22 protein-coding genes are annotated in these 17,626 nt (G+C 43.9%); 13 read left to right on the top strand and 9 right to left on the bottom strand.

Features of this window, described 5'->3' with window-relative positions; genetic code table 11:
• The first annotated feature begins 276 nt into the window (after positions 1-276).
• Complete coding sequence (locus SMUL_RS16130) at positions 277-555, top strand: RNA recognition motif domain-containing protein (RefSeq protein ID WP_025346286.1); 279 nt, start codon at positions 277-279, stop codon at positions 553-555.
• A 61-nt stretch (positions 556-616) separates the two neighbouring features.
• Here the strand turns inward: SMUL_RS16130 and SMUL_RS16125 are convergent, their stop codons facing one another.
• Positions 617-1,663, bottom strand: a complete 1,047-nt coding sequence (locus SMUL_RS16125) for a phospholipase A (RefSeq protein WP_025346285.1) — start codon at positions 1,661-1,663, stop codon at positions 617-619.
• A 50-nt stretch (positions 1,664-1,713) separates the two neighbouring features.
• On the opposite strand from SMUL_RS16125, the gene yddG reads away from it, so the two are divergent.
• Complete coding sequence (gene yddG, locus SMUL_RS16120) at positions 1,714-2,619, top strand: aromatic amino acid exporter YddG (RefSeq protein WP_025346284.1); 906 nt, start codon at positions 1,714-1,716, stop codon at positions 2,617-2,619.
• On the opposite strand, the gene SMUL_RS16115 is transcribed toward yddG, so the two are convergent.
• Positions 2,594-2,884, bottom strand: coding sequence for a Dabb family protein (locus SMUL_RS16115; protein ID WP_223809734.1), 291 nt, complete (start codon positions 2,882-2,884; stop codon positions 2,594-2,596). The two genes, yddG and SMUL_RS16115, sit on opposite strands and share 26 nt — an antisense overlap.
• Before the next feature lie 129 nt (positions 2,885-3,013).
• Here SMUL_RS16115 and SMUL_RS16110 point away from each other — a divergent pair, with 129 nt between their 5' ends.
• Positions 3,014-4,144: a nitrous oxide reductase accessory protein NosL gene (locus SMUL_RS16110; RefSeq protein WP_025346282.1), complete on the top strand. Its 1,131-nt coding sequence runs from the start codon at positions 3,014-3,016 to the stop codon at positions 4,142-4,144.
• 1 nt (position 4,145) lies between these two features.
• Here the strand turns inward: SMUL_RS16110 and SMUL_RS16105 are convergent, their stop codons facing one another.
• The 6 genes from SMUL_RS16105 to SMUL_RS16080 all read right to left on the bottom strand — a co-directional run bounded on the left by SMUL_RS16105 (position 4,146) and on the right by SMUL_RS16080 (position 8,170).
• Positions 4,146-5,111 (bottom strand): EAL domain-containing protein, encoded by a 966-nt coding sequence (locus SMUL_RS16105; protein WP_025346281.1) that lies wholly within the window; start codon positions 5,109-5,111, stop codon positions 4,146-4,148.
• Entirely contained in the window at positions 5,086-5,307 is a 222-nt protein-coding gene (locus SMUL_RS17205; RefSeq protein ID WP_025346280.1) for a hypothetical protein, read from the bottom strand. The genes SMUL_RS16105 and SMUL_RS17205 overlap by 26 nt, the downstream gene beginning before the upstream one ends.
• Complete coding sequence (mobA, locus tag SMUL_RS16095) at positions 5,304-5,879, bottom strand: molybdenum cofactor guanylyltransferase (RefSeq protein WP_025346279.1); 576 nt, start codon at positions 5,877-5,879, stop codon at positions 5,304-5,306. Before mobA ends, SMUL_RS17205 begins: the two co-directional genes overlap by 4 nt.
• The gene (gene leuC, locus SMUL_RS16090) at positions 5,879-7,144 is read right to left on the bottom strand and encodes a 3-isopropylmalate dehydratase large subunit (RefSeq protein WP_025346278.1); all 1,266 of its coding nucleotides are present in this window, start codon (positions 7,142-7,144) and stop codon (positions 5,879-5,881) included. The genes mobA and leuC overlap by 1 nt, the downstream gene beginning before the upstream one ends.
• A 108-nt stretch (positions 7,145-7,252) precedes the next feature.
• On the bottom strand, positions 7,253-7,480 hold the full coding sequence (locus SMUL_RS16085; RefSeq protein WP_025346277.1) for a YgaP family membrane protein: 228 nt from the start codon (positions 7,478-7,480) through the stop codon (positions 7,253-7,255).
• 75 nt (positions 7,481-7,555) lie between these two features.
• Complete coding sequence (locus SMUL_RS16080) at positions 7,556-8,170, bottom strand: Crp/Fnr family transcriptional regulator (RefSeq protein WP_025346276.1); 615 nt, start codon at positions 8,168-8,170, stop codon at positions 7,556-7,558.
• Positions 8,171-8,322: 152 nt separating this feature from the next.
• Between SMUL_RS16080 and SMUL_RS16075 the strand changes: the two genes are divergently transcribed.
• The 3 genes from SMUL_RS16075 (at position 8,323) to SMUL_RS16065 (ending at position 11,236) form a co-directional block, all read left to right on the top strand.
• On the top strand, positions 8,323-9,027 hold the full coding sequence (locus tag SMUL_RS16075; RefSeq protein ID WP_025346275.1) for a peroxiredoxin: 705 nt from the start codon (positions 8,323-8,325) through the stop codon (positions 9,025-9,027).
• Between the two features lie 237 nt (positions 9,028-9,264).
• The gene (locus SMUL_RS16070; RefSeq protein WP_025346274.1) at positions 9,265-10,701 is read left to right on the top strand and encodes a catalase; all 1,437 of its coding nucleotides are present in this window, start codon (positions 9,265-9,267) and stop codon (positions 10,699-10,701) included.
• A gap of 1 nt (position 10,702) precedes the next feature.
• Positions 10,703-11,236 (top strand): ankyrin repeat domain-containing protein, encoded by a 534-nt coding sequence (locus tag SMUL_RS16065; protein ID WP_025346273.1) that lies wholly within the window; start codon positions 10,703-10,705, stop codon positions 11,234-11,236.
• Between the two features lie 14 nt (positions 11,237-11,250).
• Here SMUL_RS16065 and SMUL_RS16060 read toward each other — a convergent pair whose 3' ends face one another.
• Positions 11,251-11,652, bottom strand: a complete 402-nt coding sequence (locus SMUL_RS16060; RefSeq protein WP_025346272.1) for a gamma-glutamylcyclotransferase family protein — start codon at positions 11,650-11,652, stop codon at positions 11,251-11,253.
• Positions 11,653-11,756: 104 nt separating this feature from the next.
• Between SMUL_RS16060 and SMUL_RS16055 the strand changes: the two genes are divergently transcribed.
• The 7 genes from SMUL_RS16055 to dxr all read left to right on the top strand — a co-directional run bounded on the left by SMUL_RS16055 (position 11,757) and on the right by dxr (position 17,624).
• On the top strand, positions 11,757-12,209 hold the full coding sequence (locus tag SMUL_RS16055) for a GNAT family N-acetyltransferase (RefSeq protein WP_025346271.1): 453 nt from the start codon (positions 11,757-11,759) through the stop codon (positions 12,207-12,209).
• A 1-nt stretch (position 12,210) separates the two neighbouring features.
• Positions 12,211-12,666, top strand: a complete 456-nt coding sequence (locus SMUL_RS16050; protein WP_025346270.1) for a methylated-DNA--[protein]-cysteine S-methyltransferase — start codon at positions 12,211-12,213, stop codon at positions 12,664-12,666.
• Positions 12,663-13,808 carry a glycerate kinase family protein gene (locus SMUL_RS16045; RefSeq protein WP_025346269.1) on the top strand — a complete coding sequence of 382 codons (1,146 nt, stop codon included), beginning with the start codon at positions 12,663-12,665 and terminating at the stop codon, positions 13,806-13,808. The genes SMUL_RS16050 and SMUL_RS16045 overlap by 4 nt, the downstream gene beginning before the upstream one ends.
• An 82-nt stretch (positions 13,809-13,890) precedes the next feature.
• Entirely contained in the window at positions 13,891-15,225 is a 1,335-nt protein-coding gene (locus tag SMUL_RS16040) for an NFACT RNA binding domain-containing protein (RefSeq protein WP_025346268.1), read from the top strand.
• 170 nt (positions 15,226-15,395) lie between these two features.
• A complete protein-coding gene (locus SMUL_RS16035; protein WP_025346267.1) occupies positions 15,396-15,731 on the top strand; it encodes a hypothetical protein in 336 nt (111 codons plus the stop codon).
• Positions 15,732-15,788: 57 nt separating this feature from the next.
• Positions 15,789-16,553, top strand: coding sequence for a phosphatidate cytidylyltransferase (locus SMUL_RS16030; RefSeq protein WP_038533603.1), 765 nt, complete (start codon positions 15,789-15,791; stop codon positions 16,551-16,553).
• A complete protein-coding gene (gene dxr / locus SMUL_RS16025) occupies positions 16,554-17,624 on the top strand; it encodes a 1-deoxy-D-xylulose-5-phosphate reductoisomerase (RefSeq protein ID WP_025346265.1) in 1,071 nt (356 codons plus the stop codon).
• Positions 17,625-17,626: the final 2 nt, after the last annotated feature.

The following is a 17,626-nucleotide window of genomic DNA, read 5'->3' as shown; positions in this document are numbered from 1 at the left end:
TTACTTGGTTTCTTCTCTTCGGCACTTAGGTGATTGAATCTGCCCTGCTGCTTGGAAAAGAAGTCAAATCTATTATAACACCATTTCTCTTAAGTCATACGTGTGATAAGAGTGTGTCATTTTTTCTCATTATTCAGAAAAACAGCCCACTTGCAGACTAGAAATCTTGATTTTATGCTACAATGATTATGAAAAGTCATTCAAGTTACCTTGAAATTAACGTAGTTACGGGCAAAAGGTAACGCGGGTGGTTGAAAAATGAGGAGTATGGTCAAGATGAATATTTACGTGGGCAATGTAAAGTATGAGATGACGGGAGATCAACTTAAAGAGATGTTCTCAGCGTATGGTGAAGTATCAAGTGCAAGAATCATCAGTGATAGAGAGACTGGACGATCCAAAGGTTTCGGTTTTGTTGAAATGCCAAATGATTCAGAAGCGTTAGCTGCTATCGAAGCGACAAACGAGAAAGAGATCGGTGGAAGAACTTTAAAAGTGAATGAAGCCAGACCTCGCGAAGAGCGCCCAAGAAGATCTCCAAGAGATTTTAACTAGGCGTTACATGTAAAGAAGCCCCACGCTCTTGGCATGGGTTTCTTTACCCCTTTTATCCTACTTAGCGTGAAAGCGCAAAACCTATGCCGATACGATCGGTTCGTTTATTATAATCAATCAAACTTTCTGAATAGCCGCTATAGAGTTGAATGTATCCAAATAAATTCTCTGCCCACATTGGGAATGTCCAGTCAAATTGCACCGCACCTTTGTTCTCACTGGATCGCATATTGTTGCGCACCAATACTTTAAAGGTCTGTTTTTTCCACGGATAGATCAGTTCCAAATCCCCATACCCTAAATAGTCATCAATGTCGGGATTATCATCGGTTGCTTCATCCTCGGGTAAACGGTACCAGACACGAGGTGAAATAACAAGTCCGCCTGCTTGGAAAAAGGCTTTGGCGTAGACTCTGTTCCATGAACGCGATTTATCACCACCTTGGCCATTGGATTGATGCACGATACCCAATTGATAGGCTTTGATGAAACTATCGGTATCAAAGTGAGGCATAATCATAAAAAGCTCTGGCTCATAATTGCTCTCGCGAAACGGAGATGAATCAGACGCCGTTTGCCACCACGAGGTTTGGGTATACGCAACCACAAAGCTCTCGTTGAGCCCCAAAAGATTATCGGTCAAGCCTTTTTGAAAACTGACTTGAAATTTGGTCTCTTGATTATCTCTGTTTGCGTGATCGACGGTGTCGTACGTGATGGGCAGAAGATAGTTCATCTTATAAGGCGCTATGTCAAATGTTTTGGTGACCATTTGGCGCACCGAACTTTGTGTCTCTTCGTCATCGTCATACGGTGTTAAGAAAGAGCTGTAGATGGCTTCCGTGCGTTCCGCTTTTTGGTGCTGTTGCGCAATGCTGTTTTCTAACTCTTTATTTTGGGAAGTTTTGGCTTCAAAACTTAAAATCGCCGCTTGTTTGTACCAGTATAATGAACGTTCATTATTGTGCTGTGCCTCGTATTGTTTGGCTAACTCATACGCAGCCTTCGCATCGCCACGTTTGGCTTGATCCTCAAGAACGCTGAGCTCATCTGCCAGTAGCCCCCAAGGAATTTGTGCTAGAATAGCACACAAAACTAATTTTTTCACGCGTTACCTTTCAAAAGATAAAATTATAACGCAATAATGGTGGATATAAAATGAATCGTATACAACAAGGAAATATTGCAGGGCTTAGTGCCATTTTGCTGTGGGCAACGTTGGCACTTTTTACCGTTTTTACCCAAAAGATTCCCCCGTTTCAGCTGACGTTTATGGCATTTAGTGTGGCATTTATGATTGGGCTTGGATTGTGGATCAAAGAGGGTAAAGGCATTATGATTCATCTGAGATTGCCATGGAAAGTCTGGATAGTGGGCATTTACGGTCTTTTTGGTTACCACTTTTTTTACTTTTTAGCGCTTAAAAGTGCTCCTGCTTTGGAAGCCAATCTGATTAATTACCTCTGGCCTTTGCTGATTGTGCTTTTGAGCAGCTTTCTTCCCAATGAAAAACTACGATGGTTTCATATCGCAGGAGCCCTTTTAGGGTTTTTGGGAGCTTTAGTACTTTTAGGATTTGGCAAAGAGATCGCTTTTTCTTCTCAGTATACGCACGGTTACATGTACGCGCTTTTGTGTGCGTTTATTTGGAGCAGTTATTCGGTGCTTTCACGCTATTTTGGTGCAGTTCCCACCCTCAGCGTTGGCGGATTTTGTGGTGCGAGTGCACTGCTTGCCTTATGTGCACATTTGGTGTTTGAGCAGACGTATACGCCTACTTTTGAAGAGTGTATCGCGGCAATTGGGTTGGGACTCGGTCCCGTTGGGGTGGCTTTTTTTGTCTGGGATTATGGGATGAAACAAGGTGACATTAAGTTAATTGGCTCGCTCTCGTATGCGACACCGCTTCTTTCAACACTCATGTTAGTGCTTTTTGGACGATCAGCTCCCAACAGCGCAATTTGGATCGCGTGTGCCCTGATCGTCCTTGGTTCGATACTCTCTTCCCTCCCTTTTTTTAAAGGGTTGCTTTCAAAGATTAATACTCGTAATCGACCACTTTAGAGACGGCATTCAGTGATTTGATGAAATTCACCACTTCGACATGAATCGGATGCGTTGCGTAGGTTTGCAAATCCTCTTTGGTCTCAAAATCACTGATGAGGGCGACATCAAAGGCTCGCTCTTCTGTGCAAAAATTGATGCCAACTTCCAGATGCTTCACAAAATCAAGCTTGCCTTGCATACTCATAATGCGATCTTTCACCGCTTGTTTAGACGCCTCAGAATTATCAGGCAGTTTAAAAAATACAATATGCTTAACCATCATTTCTCCTTCATTTTTGGACATTATAGCAAATATAAAGGAGAAAGAAATGATGCAATGACGTGTGACATTTAACACTAATTTAACACTTTGGCGATAGACTCAACACAATTTTCCAAAAAGGAGCAAAGGATGCAAAAAAGTCTATGGGTGATCGTTTTCGCAATCGTTTTAGCATTGGGATTACACGCAAATGAGTTCAATAAAATGGCGACGGGTGAGCCAGAATTGATTCAAAAAGGGGATGAAAAAGCGTATTGTCCTATATGTGGCATGAGTCTGAAAATGTTCTACAAAACGTCACATGGGGTGATCTTAAAAGATGGTACCGCAAAACAGTACTGCTCTATCAGATGTCTTGCAGCGGACTATCCAGCCATTGAATCACACATCTCTAAAATTGTGGTCACCGATGTCAAAAGTGAAAAACTCATCGACGTGAAGAGTGCATTTTATGTGGTCGGTTCCAAAGTGCCTGGAACGATGAGCATGGTCAGTAAACTTGCCTTTGCTAATGAAGCCGATGCCAAAGCATTTGCGACAGAAAATGGTGGTGAAGTGATGAATTTCGATGCAGCCTTTGCCAAAGCAAAAGCCTCTTTAGCCAATGATGTTGATGAGTTTATCAAGAAAAAGCAAAAGGGTATGTACCCGATGGGTGAGAAAATCTACAATGGCAAATGTGAAAAAGAGAAGATTCATCTCGAAGCGTTTAACACCATTGCGGAGCTCAAAGTTGGTTTGAAAAAAACGCAAGTGTGTGGAGAGCTAAATGAACAAGAACTCCAAGCGGTTTCGCTGTATCTTTGGGAAATTGTACGTTTAGAAGCGCATGAGCATAAAACAACGATTCATGTCGAAAAAGATGAAAAATGCCCTGTATGCGGGATGTTCGTTTACAAGTATCCCAAATGGGCTGCGCGCATGAATTACAGTGAAAATGGCAAACCTGTTAGCCATGCGTTTGATGGTGTGAAAGATCTGTTGAAATTTTATCATGCGCCTTCAAAATGGGGCAATTACACGAAACATAAAGATGCTGAGCTTACCATTTTGGTCAGTGATTACTACACGGGGGATGCGATCGATGGAATGAAAGCATTTTATGTTGTGGGAAGCGATGTTGTAGGACCGATGGGAAAAGAGTTTATTCCTTTTAAAACCCTCACCAGTGCGCAAACGTTTATGAAAGATCATAAAGGACTACAGGTGGTAGAGTTTTCTAAGATCGATGAAGCGCTGGTTTACGCGCAGGACAAGTAAGTTAGACCAATGAATGAGGTTGCTCGAAGATATAGCCTTGAAAAAGATCAAATTCAAGTTCACGAGCAGCCTCAACAACGGCTTTTGCGTTAAGGTGTGTTGCCACACTTTGAATATGTTTACTCTGCGCTAGCACGACAAGGCTTTTACATGTAAGCTGTGCAGATGCGCCCAGTGCGAGATTTCGAATGAGATCACCATGCACTTTGATTACATCAATGAGCCCTGCTTCAAACTCGTTGATCAGCTCGACATTATCCAGCGCAAGCATCAGCCCCGCATCTTTGAGTTCTCGCATCGCTTTTTTTAAATTTCCAAGAGGCGTTTTTGGATCGTATTGAATCTCTAGGACGATTGATTTTTCTGCAAAACACGTTTTCAAAAAGCTTACATGGTTGGTGTTGATCAGATCTTCAGAGGAGAGGTTGAGTGCAAGGCGCAGCCCTGTTTGGTCGCACAGTTGTGCTACTTTGTGTGCGATGCTTTCAAAAAGTGCATTGTAGAGATTGCGTTCTTTGGCAATTTTTAAAAAGAGTTTGGGCGATTGGAGGGTTTGATGATAGGCTAAGCGAAGGAGTGCTTCGTAGTAAAAAGGCTCTTCATTTTGATCAACAATCGCTTGAAAATGGAGCACGATTTGCCCATTTTCAATCGCACTTTTCATCATCGCTTCCATCGCTTCTTCGTTTTCACTCATCAACACATTGGCAAATTCGGAGTAGGTGACAAAGGGTTGATTTTCTGCTTTGGCGACTAAAAGGGCTTTTTGTGCTTTTTCCAAAGGTTCAAAATGGTCAAAACTGATGCCGATGTGAACTTCGACCTCGATATTTTTATTTTGATAGGCAAAGCTTAGACGCTCCATCTCTTCAGACAGCGCAAAGATGAGGTTCTCCATCTTGGAGAGTTCAAAAGGAGTGTCGAGCAAAAGAGCAAATTTATCATCGTGTATGCGAAAAAGCTCCATCTCTTTGGCTCTTGCAAAGCTTTGTAGCGTCATCGAAAACGCGCACAATACGAAATTTCCCCCCTTCGTCGCCAAACTCCAGATTGATATTTTTGAACTGTTTGATGTCGACCAAAAAGAGTTTTGGGCTTTTACATGTAAGCAGTTTGGCTTCAAACGCATTGAGGGAAGAGACGTTAGTCAGTGAATCGATCATAAAAGCTCCTGTGCTTTTTGGTATTCATCAGGATGGTTAAGGTTAAAAAAAGGCTCGTCTGATTCAAAAGCGATAAATTTGGTACGGCTTTGGCTGAAAACGGAGCGGATTTTGTGCTCATTCTTGGCAAGTTGCGCACGAATGGTTTTCACAATGGACGGAGCATAAATCGCGCAGAGTTGATGCGAAGCGCACGGTGAGGTGGCAACAATCGCATCATCGCCCTCTTCAAAATTTTTATACAGTGTTTCAAAAATCTCAGGCGTGACAAACGGGGTATCGACGCTGAGCACACACACGGGCGTTTGTAACTGCTCCAAAATGGAGAGCAGTGCAACGAGCGGTGAGTGGTCGGCAAAGTTTGGATTATCGTCGATAAAGGAGGCTTCAAACGCAAATTTTTCGCTGTTTTTAGCGCTTACATGTAAACGAGAAAAGTAAGGTTTGAGCCTGTGCAGTTGAAACTCGGTGAGTGTTTTAAATCCGCCAAAGGGAAGCAAGGCTTTATCGCTTCCCATGCGCGAACTTTTCCCACCAGCAATAATCACCAAAGGCAGTGGGATCAAAGGCATTACAGTGATCTTGGATCGGTGATTTTGCCCATAACGGCACTGGCAGCTGCTACGGCTGAGTTGGCAAGATAAATCTCACTGGTGCGCGCACCCATGCGTCCCACAAAATTACGATTGGTCGTGGAGACACAACGTTCCCCTTCGCCCAAAATGCCCATATAACCGCCTAAACAGGCACCACAGGTTGGGTTACTAAAGACGGCTCCTGCTTCTATAAAAATGTCCACCAAGCCCTCTTTTTGCGCTTGCAAGGAGATTTTTTGTGTTGCTGGGGTGATGATAAGGCGTGTTTTACGTGCGACTTTGCGACCTTTTAAGATGGTTGCCGCGATACGCAAATCTTCCAAACGACCGTTGGTGCAACTGCCGATAAAGACTTGATCGATGCTCAAATCATCTTTGACCGCTTCATTGATCGATTTGCCATTTGATGGTAAAAATGGATACGCAATCACGGGCTCAAGGTTCGCGACATCGATGTGAAGGACGTGGACATAGGTAGCGTCTTCGTCTGAGTAGAAGAATTTTGGCTCGCGTGCAAGATTTTTGTCGTTTAAAAAGGCTTTGGTAATGTCATCCACCGCGACGATACCGCTTTTGGCACCCGCTTCAATCGCCATGTTGCACAAGGAGAAACGATCATCCATACTGAGATAGCCAATAGTATCGCCTGTAAATTCGAGCGTTCGGTACAACGCGCCGTCAACTCCTAAAATACGAATCACTTCAAGGATGAGATCTTTTCCGTAAACGTATTTTTTAGGTTTGCCACTAAAGACGACTTTGATGGATTCGGGTACTTTAAACCAGTTCTCACCGGTGATCATCGCAAATGCAAGGTCAGTGGAACCCATGCCCGTAGCAAAAGCACCAAGAGCGCCGTGCGTACAGGTGTGTGAATCGGCACCGATGATGACATCGCCTGGAACGATAAGACCTTTTTCAGGTAAAAGCGCATGCTCAATGCCCATATCTTTTTCATCAAAATAGTGTTTAAGGTCGTGTTTGTACGCAAATTCACGGCTAATTTTGGCTTGATTGGCACTGGCAATGTCTTTGGCAGGAATGTAGTGATCCATGACGATGCTAAAGCCATCAGGGTTGGCAAGCTTGGTCGCGCCACTCTCTTCAAACGCCCTAATGGAAATGGGCGTGGTAATGTCGTTGCCGATGACCATGTCGATTTTACTTTTGATAATCTCGCCCGCTTTGACAGCGTGACCCACGTGGTCGCTAAAAATCTTTTCAGTGATGGTTTGTCCCATGGTATGCCTTTTGTTTACATGTAAGAATTAGGGGTATTTTAGCGAAAAAAGGTTTAAGAAAAAAAAAGAGCAGAGGAGTCCCCTAAAAAGGGCGACTCTTAAGAAAGATTATTTACCGCAGCCGCAACCGCCACCACCGCATGAAGTTCCATCATCATTTTTAGACGTGTCGATGGAAAAAGGAAAGTACGCTGGGCAGAAACGAAACAGTGCCGTTGCCAGCAACACGATACCAATCAGCCCAAACCAGCTGTTAAAAATAACCCCTAAAATAATCACAGCAACACCCACAATCGCACGAAGCATTCGGTCTGTTTTTCCTATATTACATTTCATTTTAACTCCTTATCTAATTTGAATCATTATAAGACAATTAACCTTGTTCTGTCAGTAACATACGTTACAAAAGTGTTACAAAATCTCAATCGCTTTGCGGTGCAACTTCACGAAGTTCTGCTTTTCAAGGTCTTTAAGCACCCGACTGATCACAACGCGCGATGTACCCAGTGCTTCGGCGATCTCTTCATGTGTTGCTTGAACGATCTTTGAAGGGTGAGCGCGAAGCCACTCCAAGATGCGACTGTCGAGTTTTTTAAATTTGATGTCTTGAATCAGTGTCGCAAGAGCGTCAAGTTTGATACGTAAAAAGGGAAAAACATAGTTGAGGTACGAGGGCGAGCGATGCATGAGGTATTTGACCACCTCTTCGCTGACCATCCAGCCTTCAACATCGCTAAGACTTTGCGCCGTTCCAATCGCAGGCGTTTGAGAGATGGTGCTTGAGGTGTTGATGACGCACTGTTCGCCTTCTTTGAGCGCATACAGAGGGATTTTTTGATCGTTTTTTGCGTACATGTAAAGCTCAATTTCGCCTTTGCCTAAGAGCAAAATATCTTTGCAAATCGCTTCTTGGTAAAAAAGGATCGTATGTTTAGGAATCGATACGCGTTTAGCATGGCGTAAAAGATAGTCAAACTCCTCGCCGTTAAGCACTTTGGCAAATTCAAAATCGTGTAAATCAAGCATCCCGAACCTTTACATGTAAATAGATTATTGTACAAAAAAAAGAGCAATAAATAAGAATCTATTCATTAAATGATAAAAATTACTATTGACAAATAATTATTGATATGTTAGAATTTCATCACAAAACAAAATCTAAATCATAAGGAAAACAAATGGCATGTGATACCACTAATGTTGAAGCGAAAGCTTCTAATACCGTCGAAGAAAACAATTCAGAAATGAAAATACAGGAGAAAAAAACAATGAGTTCATCTTTAGTTCTACAAAAAGCCCCAATATTTAAAATGGATGCATACGACGCCAAAACAGGTCACTATACCACGGTTAAAAGTGAAGATTACGAAGGAAAATGGCATGTGGTCTGCTTTTATCCAGCCGATTTTACCTTTGTCTGCCCAACAGAAATTGCGGCAATGAATGCAAAATACGATGAGTTTCAAGAGCTAGGTGTTGAGATCTTAGCGGTTTCAACTGATACAAAATTTTCACACAAACGTTTCGTTGAGACTGAGCCTATTTTAGCAGGTTTAAAACTAACTATCGGTGCCGATCCAACGGGTACCGTAAGTCGTGCTTTTGGCGTGATGATCGAAGATGAAGGCATTGCCCTTCGTGGACGTTTTCTGATCAATCCCGAAGGTGTGTGTGTCGCACAAGAGGTTCAAGCGCCGATGGTTGGACGAAACGTGAACGAATTTTTACGCCAAGTCAGAGCATGGCAACATGCCAGCAAAACAGGCGAAGTATGCCCTGCAGGTTGGAGACCAGGCAAAAAAACATTGCCTGTTAATACTGACGTTGAGAAGATGACAGGTCGCGTGGGTGATTATATTACCATCGAAGAGATTCTTTCTTAAACGACGTTACATGTAAACGCTAAAGACCCTTTAATTGAGGGTCTTTGCCTTTCCTCTTTTTTAAGTCCTTCATTAAATACAATTATCAAAATAAAATCATTCATAATCTAAATAATGACAGTAATGCAAACTAGTTCTTAAATAATAAAAATTCCTATTGACAAATAATTATCAAAGTGATATGGTTATATTAGCCTTAAAATTGAACGTTATGGCTATCAAAAAAAGGAAAAAATAATGACACAACACTCAAAAACAATGACAACCACAGGTGGAAATCCAATCGCGGATAACCAAAATTCTTTAAGCGCAGGTTCGCGTGGACCGCTCTTACTTCATGATTATCAACTGATTGAAAAACTTGCGCATCAAAATCGTGAGCGCATTCCTGAACGAACGGTGCATGCGAAAGGCTCTGCCGCGTTTGGAACGCTCACGATTACGGAGGATATTTCGCGCTACACAAAAGCAAAAGTGCTTCAAAAAGGAACAGTGACCGATCTTTTTTTACGTTTTTCGATCGTCGCTGCAGAGCGAGGTGGGGCAGATGCCGAGCGTGATGTGCGAGGCTTTGCGATGAAGTTTTACACTGAAGAGGGAAATTGGGACTTGGTGGGCAATAACACGCCAGTCTTTTTCGTTCGTGATCCTCAAAAGTTTCCCGATTTTATTCACACCCAAAAACGTCACCCAAAGACCAATCTTAGAAGCAATACCGCTAAATGGGATTTTTGGTCACTTTCGCCTGAGAGTCTGCACCAAGTGACGATTTTGATGTCCGATCGAGGGCTTCCAAAAGGGTATCGGAACATTGATGGATTTGGTTCGCATACGTTTAGCCTTATCAATGCCCAAAATGAGCGTTTTTGGGTGAAGTTTCATTTCAAAACCGAGCAAGAAATTGAGAACTACACCGACGCAGAAGCAGAAGCCGTTGTGGCAAAATCACGTGAAAGTTCTCAAGAAGATCTGTATGAAGCCATTGAGCGCCAAGAGTTTCCACGGTGGAAATTTAAAATTCAGATCATGACCAAAGAGCAAGCAGAAGTGTGTGCTTTCAATCCCTTTGATCTCACTAAAGTATGGCCACATGGGGATTATCCATTGATTGATGTGGGTGTGATGGAGCTGAATCGCAATCCACAAAATTACTTTGCTGAGGTAGAACAATCCTCATTCAGCCCATCCAATGTGGTACCAGGCATCGGCTTTTCGCCTGATAAAATGCTCGCAGCCAGAGTCTTTTCGTATGCCGACGCACACCGTTATCGTGTGGGAACGCACTATGAGATGCTTCCGATCAACCGACCAAAAGCAGAGGTCAATACTTACAATGCCGATGGGTCCATGCGTTTTGATGTGCCAGATTTTGGTGATGCTTTTTATGAACCAAACAGCTTTGGAGGCCCCAAAGAAGATAAAGCTTATTTGGAACCCGCATTTCCTGTCAATGGGGATGGCGATAGGTACGATCACCGCATTGGAAACGATGATTTTTCACAGCCAGGAGCGCTGTTTAGACTGATGAATGAAGATCAAAAAGCACAACTTTTTGGCAACATCGCAAGAGCCATGGATGGCGTGCCACGAGAGATTGTGGATCGTCAGATTGCCTTGTTTGACCAAGCTGATCCCGCGTATGGCGCAGGTGTGCGTCACGCTTTAGGCATCTAAAATGCAACCAATTTCCCAAGAAGAGGAGGCTCGCTACGTCGAGCTTCAGGAAATGGCGCTTGATTTTGCACGCAAAGGGCAGAGTGATATTTTAGCTTCCATGCTAGAAAGTGGTTTACATGTAAACTTATCGGATGCCAAAGGTAATACGCTCTTGATGCTTGCTTCGTATAATGGCGAACTTGAGACAGTAAGAGCGCTTATTGCGTATGGTGCGTGTGTCGATCAGCGCAACGATCGAGACCAAACACCTCTAGGGGGAGCTTCATTTAAGGGCTATCTGGAGATTTGCAAAGTCTTGGTGGAAGCAGGTGCGAAGGTGCATGCCGACAATGGTGGCGGACGAACGCCCATCATGTTTGCAGCACTCTTTGGGCGTGTTGCGGTTGTGGAGTATCTGCAAAGTGTTGGGGAAAAAGGGCGCGATGAAACGATTTTAGGGATTTCACTGCGTCTTGTTGCCCGTGTCGTGTTGTCTCTAAAGATGCTTTTTACGGGAAAACCTAGACATATTCTCAGCGCGCGTAGCGCCTAACTGAGACCTAAAGACTAAGCAAACCCTTTGTAGTTGGCTAAAAAACGTTTGATGCCCTCGGTCGCGAAGAGGGCTTCACCCCACGGTTTGGGGTCGATAATATCAAAGTGTTCCTCTTTTAGAACATACACGCACGCACGAATCAGCTCATTTTTAACCAGAAGCTCCACCTCTTTACGCTCGTAATATTCGCCTTCAAAAATATCAAGAATGATCCTATCTTCCTCGCTTATATCATAATAAACGACCCCTTCGACAAGCTCATCGGCTTGGAAGATGACAGGGTAAACATCATCTTTGACAGAACGTCTGGCATAACCGCTTAAGGTCGCTTTTTGCGAGAGATAATTGCCTTTAACCAGCCTGTTCCAGACGTCTTCAAACATCAATGATCCATACGTAAAGAGGTGTGTCATGTGCCTGCTCCTTGATGAAAATCTTACCACGCTTTGCACCCATTTGGGTGATCAAAATCTGTGCAAATGAAGGTATAATAATAAGAAATCATCCGAGGTTTTTAATGGTTACATGTAAACTATCCAACACACATGAAGATTTTTGTGCCCTAACGCACGCTTTGGACACCGAACTGGGTGCGCGCTATGGCAAAGTGCAAGCACTGTACGATCAACACAATGTGATCGATCCTATCGAAACCGCATTGGTCGGGTATGAAGATGACCTACCTGTGGCGTGCGGATGTTTTAAAAAGATCGATGCCAAAACAGTGGAGATCAAACGCATGTTTGTAAGTCCAACGTATCGAAGACGTGGGTTTTCGTCACAGATTTTAGGAATATTAGAGGCGTGGGCAGCGGAGCTTGGCTTTAGCGAAGCGCGCTTGGAGACAGGTAAAGCTCAACCCGAAGCGATTGCGCTTTATGCCAAAATGGGGTATGCGGTCATTCCCAATTATGGACCTTATGTGGGGATGGAAAACAGCGTTTGTATGTCTAAAAAACTAAGGAATTAGCATGGTACACTGCACCTTTTCTTCTCCTGTAGGAACGTTACTGATCTCAGCGGATGAGCGTGGCATTTGCGCTTTGGATTTTGATGATAATGGCGAAATTCTTAAAGATTCAAATCAACATATTGAACTACTCAAAAAAGAGCTAGAAGCCTATTTTTCGGGAAAACTCAAAACCTTTAGCGTGACCTTACACCCCAAGGGCACCTTTTTTCAGCAAGGTGTGTGGAATGTGCTTCAAAGCATTCCCTACGGCGAAACCATCTCGTACAGCCAAGAAGCAGAGCTTCTAAAACACCCCAAAGCCACGCGCGCCGTTGCGAATGCGAATGGTAAAAATAAGATCGCTATTATCATCCCATGCCACCGCGTCATTGCCAAAAATGGCGGGATCGGCGGGTACAGCGGAGGATTGTGGCGTAAAGAGTATTTATTAGCATTGGAGCAGAAATATCGATGAACGTCGTTTTAGCAATTGATTCATTTAAAGGGTGTGCGAGTTCGCAGGAACTCTCATCGTGGATAGAAGAGGGCATTAAAGAGGTTTACCAAGAGGCAAGCGTCACTGCGTGTTATATCGCCGATGGTGGAGAGGGAATGTTAGCGGCGATCATGCAAAATGTACGTGGAGAAATCGTTACATGTAAAGTCCATGACCCGTTGATGAATCCGATCAGCGCGCAGTATGGTATTTTAGAGGATGGCATAACCGCCGTCATTGAAATGGCGCAAGCAGGGGGGCTTCCGCTCGTTCCCAAAGAAAAACGCAATCCGCTTTTGACCACAACCTTTGGTGTGGGAGAGATGGTGAAAGATGCCATTGCAAAAGGGTGTCGGAAATTTATCGTCGGCATCGGTGGCAGTGCGACCAATGACGCGGCACTTGGCATGCTTCAAGCGCTTGGGTATCGTTTTTTGGATGAAGCGGGCAATGAATTAGGTCTTGGTGGAGCGATTTTGGAGAGCGTGCATCATGTGGATGAAAGCCGTGTGTTACTAGAGCTTAAAACATGTGAATTTACCGTCGCGTGCGATGTAGATAACGTCATGTTTGGACCCAGTGGTTCAGCGCACATTTATGCGGCTCAAAAAGGCGCGGACGCGGCCATGATCGAGCGCCTCGATGCGGGGATGAAGCATTTTACGCACGTCCTTAAAAGCACGCTGGGCAAAGATGTGGCAATGAACGCAGGCTCAGGTGCGGCGGGTGGAATGGGCGGCGGAATGCAAGCTTTTTTAGATGCGACCCTTCGTTCGGGCATTGAGATTATTTTAGATCAAATCGGGTTTGCTGCGCACCTCAAAGAGGCAACGCTCGTTATCACGGGAGAAGGGCGCATCGATCAGCAATCCTTAATGGGCAAAGTGCTCAGTGGCGTCTCCAAACGCGCTCAAAAAGCAGGCGTGCCCCTCATCGCCTTAGGCGGTGGCATTGCCGATGAATTGGAAGAGCACGAAGGCGTGGACGCACTTTTTTCCATTATGCGCTATCCGATGAGTTTGGAAGAGGCGATGGAAAAACCAAGAGCTGAAAAACTTGTCAAGCAGAGTGTGAAAGAGATATTTAGACTTATAAAATTAATAAAAAATTCTGCCTCGTAAGAGGCAAGCTTTAGCGCCATAGTGGCTAACGTAGCTTTTTAGGCTTTGCCTATAAAGCGTATTAAAAATGAAAAAGAGATGTATGAAACACGCAGAACTTGTTTGTATTAATGACTATTTAAAGCAATACCATAAAATTTCATCGATTTACCGTGTGGATGACAGTGTTTTGCGCATTATTTTTGAAGCGGGTGAGCCGTTGTTTGTTGACCTTGGGCGTGGGGATTCGTATATGTTTTTTAAAGAAGATTTCAAACAAGCGAAGCGTTATACCGCACCGTTTGATGTTTTGCTTGCTAAGCGATTTTCTAATGCGAAGATCGAGTCGATGGACGTGGAAGAGGGGAATCGTATTTGGCGTATTGGCGTGTTGGCAAGTTCGAGTTACAAGGCGATGCGCACAACCTTGCAGTTAGAGTTTACGGGGCGCAATACCAATGCGATCATTTTAGATGAAAACGAAGTGGTGTTAGAGGCGATGCGGCATATTGACGCGAGTGTTTCATTTCGCAGTGTCAAGGTCAATGAAATACTGGAAAAATTACCGCCTAAAGAGCTTAAAGAGAAGCCTTTTGACCTGAACGTAACCCTTGAGGAGTATCTTCAATTATCCTACGAAAAACGGTTACATGTAAAGATCGAAGAGATCAAGAAACAGAAAATCGCGCAGGTGGAGAAAAAGATAACGAAGCTCACCCAAGCGATCGATGCGCTTGAAAACGAAGCCGAGTTGATGCTTAAAAGTGATGAAGCGCAAAAAGAGGCATCATTGGTTTTGGCGCATTTGCATACCAATATGATCAAAGGTTATCAAGAGAGCGTGACATTACAGGATTTTGAAGGCAACGCTGTTACCATTGTGTTACCCCAAGCGCAAACGCCTCAAATGGCGGCGAATCTGCTGTTTAAAAAGTCAAAGAAATTGCGTCAAAAAGCACTCTCGGTGCATCGTCAAAAAGAGAACTTAGACGAGAAACGACTCTTTTTAGAGCGCATGGTCGGTGTCATTAACGCGGCGAGTGATCCTGAAGAGATACAGATTTTAGTGCCAAAACAGCGCAAATCAAAGCAAAAAGGCGATGAAAGCAATCTCTATGAGACCTTTTTGTTAGAGGGGTATCGCATTTTGCTCGGTAAAAATGAAAAAGGGAACATTGCACTCTTGCAAGAGGCGAAAAAGAACGATATATGGTTACATGTAAAAGATATGCCATCATCCCATGTGATTATCTGTACCGAAAAACAGAATGTTCCAGAATCGGTTTTGATATTTGCCGCAAAACTGTGCGTTGAGTTTAGCCTCACTCAAAAAGGTGGCTATTTGGTCGATTATACCAAACGCAAAAACGTCAAACCTTTTGATGGAGCGAATGTTGCTTATGAAGAGTATCAAACGCTGAAAATTTACAAGGAATAAACGCTTAACTTTTTCGTTAAGAAGTTTTCTGGCTCGTAGAGCCAAGCTTCAGTGCATAACGCAGCGTAGGTTCTTAGGCTTTGCCTAAGAAGCGTATCAAAATAGATAAGGAGTAGAGCTAAAGCTCTTTTTTTAGCCTTCCCAACTTGCCCAAAAAGGAGGAGTGTATTATGCCTGTAGGACCAATTGGAAATGTGATTTATGCCAACCAAATGATAACCGTGCAAGCGGGAAAACAGATGGACTACCAAAACAGTGTTCAAATGCAAAGTGCCATAGCTTCTGCCTTGCAAAACGAAAAAGAAGAGGTCGTTGAAGAGGTTAGACCTGCGGAAGAGACCTATAAAATTGACCCTGAACATGAACATGAACACCAAAGACGTGATGAAGAAAATGGCGCAACGGAAGAGCAAATGAAGCAAAAAGAGGAGCTTGCTGAGCATCAAGAGACCAAAGAAGAGGAAGTGCCTGCGGTACAGAACGGTCATTTGGACATTAAAGCTTAGCCTCACCTTGACTTTGCTATGATTGCTGCTTAACACACCACCATTAAAAGAGTCTTTATGAACTTGAAAACACTCTACGAATCCAATAAACAGCGCGTTTTCACGGGCTTAGTGATGGCGGCATTTGCCTCATTGGTTGCATTTTTAAACAACGCACTTTTAACATGGCTTATTTTAGGCGTCATGTATCTGTTTGCCTTTTACGAGGCGATGAACCTCTTTGACGTCAAAGACAACAAACTGTATGTGTATGCCGTGCTTCTATGGCTCGCGGCGTTTATCTACCCCAATCCTGATGATCTTATTTACCTCGCTATCATTGGCTTTTTAGCGGTTATGGCGTACACGAAAAAGGTTGATTATAGGCTTCTCGCCCCATTTTTATACCCTTCCGTTTCAATGCTGTTTCTCTACGCACTCTACCACGACTTTGGTATGTCTGTTTTGGTATGGTTGGTTATCGTTGTCGCACTCACCGATACAGGCGCTTATTTTGTAGGCAAAAGCATCGGTAAAACATCGTTTTCGCCGACTTCTCCCAATAAAACACTCGAAGGCGTCATCGGCGGCGTGCTCATCGGTACGGTAGTGGGCGCACTGTATGGCACATTCTTTATTTCTTTGTGGCTCTCTGCCATTATCGCCCTTGTGACATCCATTGCTTCGGTTTTTGGCGATCTTTTCGAGAGTTATCTCAAACGCGAAGCAGGCTTAAAAGACAGTGGCAATCTTTTCCCAGGACACGGCGGCATGTTAGACAGACTTGATGGCTATCTTTTTGGCGGTGTCGTTATGGTCATTCTGCTTCGAGGGCTCGCGTAAGTGGTACTTCTAGGCTCAACAGGCTCCATTGGCGTTAACGCGCTCCTGATCGCCAAACGCTTTGGCATTACGGTGGAAGCACTGGTTGCAGGCAAAAACATAGCACTTCTCAACGAGCAGATAAAAGAGCACCAACCCAAATATGTCGCAATCCATGATGCAAACGATCGCGCTTTGGTGAATCATCCCAATGTCCTTGTTGGGCAAGCGGGCATTTTAGAACTGCTTCAAAAAACAGAAAGTTTTTTAGTGGTGAATGCTTTGGTCGGTTTTGTAGGGCTCGCTCCTAGCATCGAAGCTTTGCGCCTTGGAAAACGCCTTGCCCTTGCCAATAAAGAATCCCTTGTTGTCGCAGGGCATCTGCTCGACACGTCTCATATTACGCCGATTGACAGTGAGCATTTTGGACTGTGGTATCTTTTAGGTAAACGTCCCGTTCGTGGCATGACGATTACGGCAAGCGGTGGAGCGTTTCGTGACACACCACTCAATGAACTTGCTCAAAAATCCTTTCAAGATGCCCTCAAACATCCCAACTGGAGTATGGGCGCAAAAATTACCATCGATAGTGCAACGATGACCAATAAACTTTTTGAACTTTTGGAGGCCAAATGGCTGTTTGGCGTTGACAAGCTGGATGCCATCATTGAGCCTAAGTCGTTGATTCACGCCTTTGTTGATTTTCAAGATGGCAGTACCACCGCACATTTAGCCGCAGCCGATATGAAACTTCCTATCGCTTTTGCCCTTTTAGGTGAAGTTGAAGAGCCGATCTTACCTTCCATTGATTTAGCTTCCATTGGCTCATTCTCGTTTCAAAAAATTGAGCCAGCACGCTATCCGATTTGGGAGATTAAAGACGACGTATTAGCACATCCAACGCGCGGTGTTGTGATCAATGCTGCCAATGAAGTGGGCATTACCAAGTTTTTCAACCAAGAAATTACCATTTTAGAACTGGCAGAGCGAACGATTAAAGCGTATCGACACTTTGAAGATGCGATTCCTAAGAGTTTGGATGAGGTTTTTGAGATTGACCGTGAAGTTCGTCGTTACTGCTTATCGTTTTAGTT

The organism is Sulfurospirillum multivorans DSM 12446 (assembly GCF_000568815.1).
GTDB lineage: Bacteria > Campylobacterota > Campylobacteria > Campylobacterales > Sulfurospirillaceae > Sulfurospirillum > Sulfurospirillum multivorans.
The sequence above is the reverse complement of the archived record's forward strand: the minus strand, read 5'-3'. Positions and strand labels throughout refer to the sequence as shown.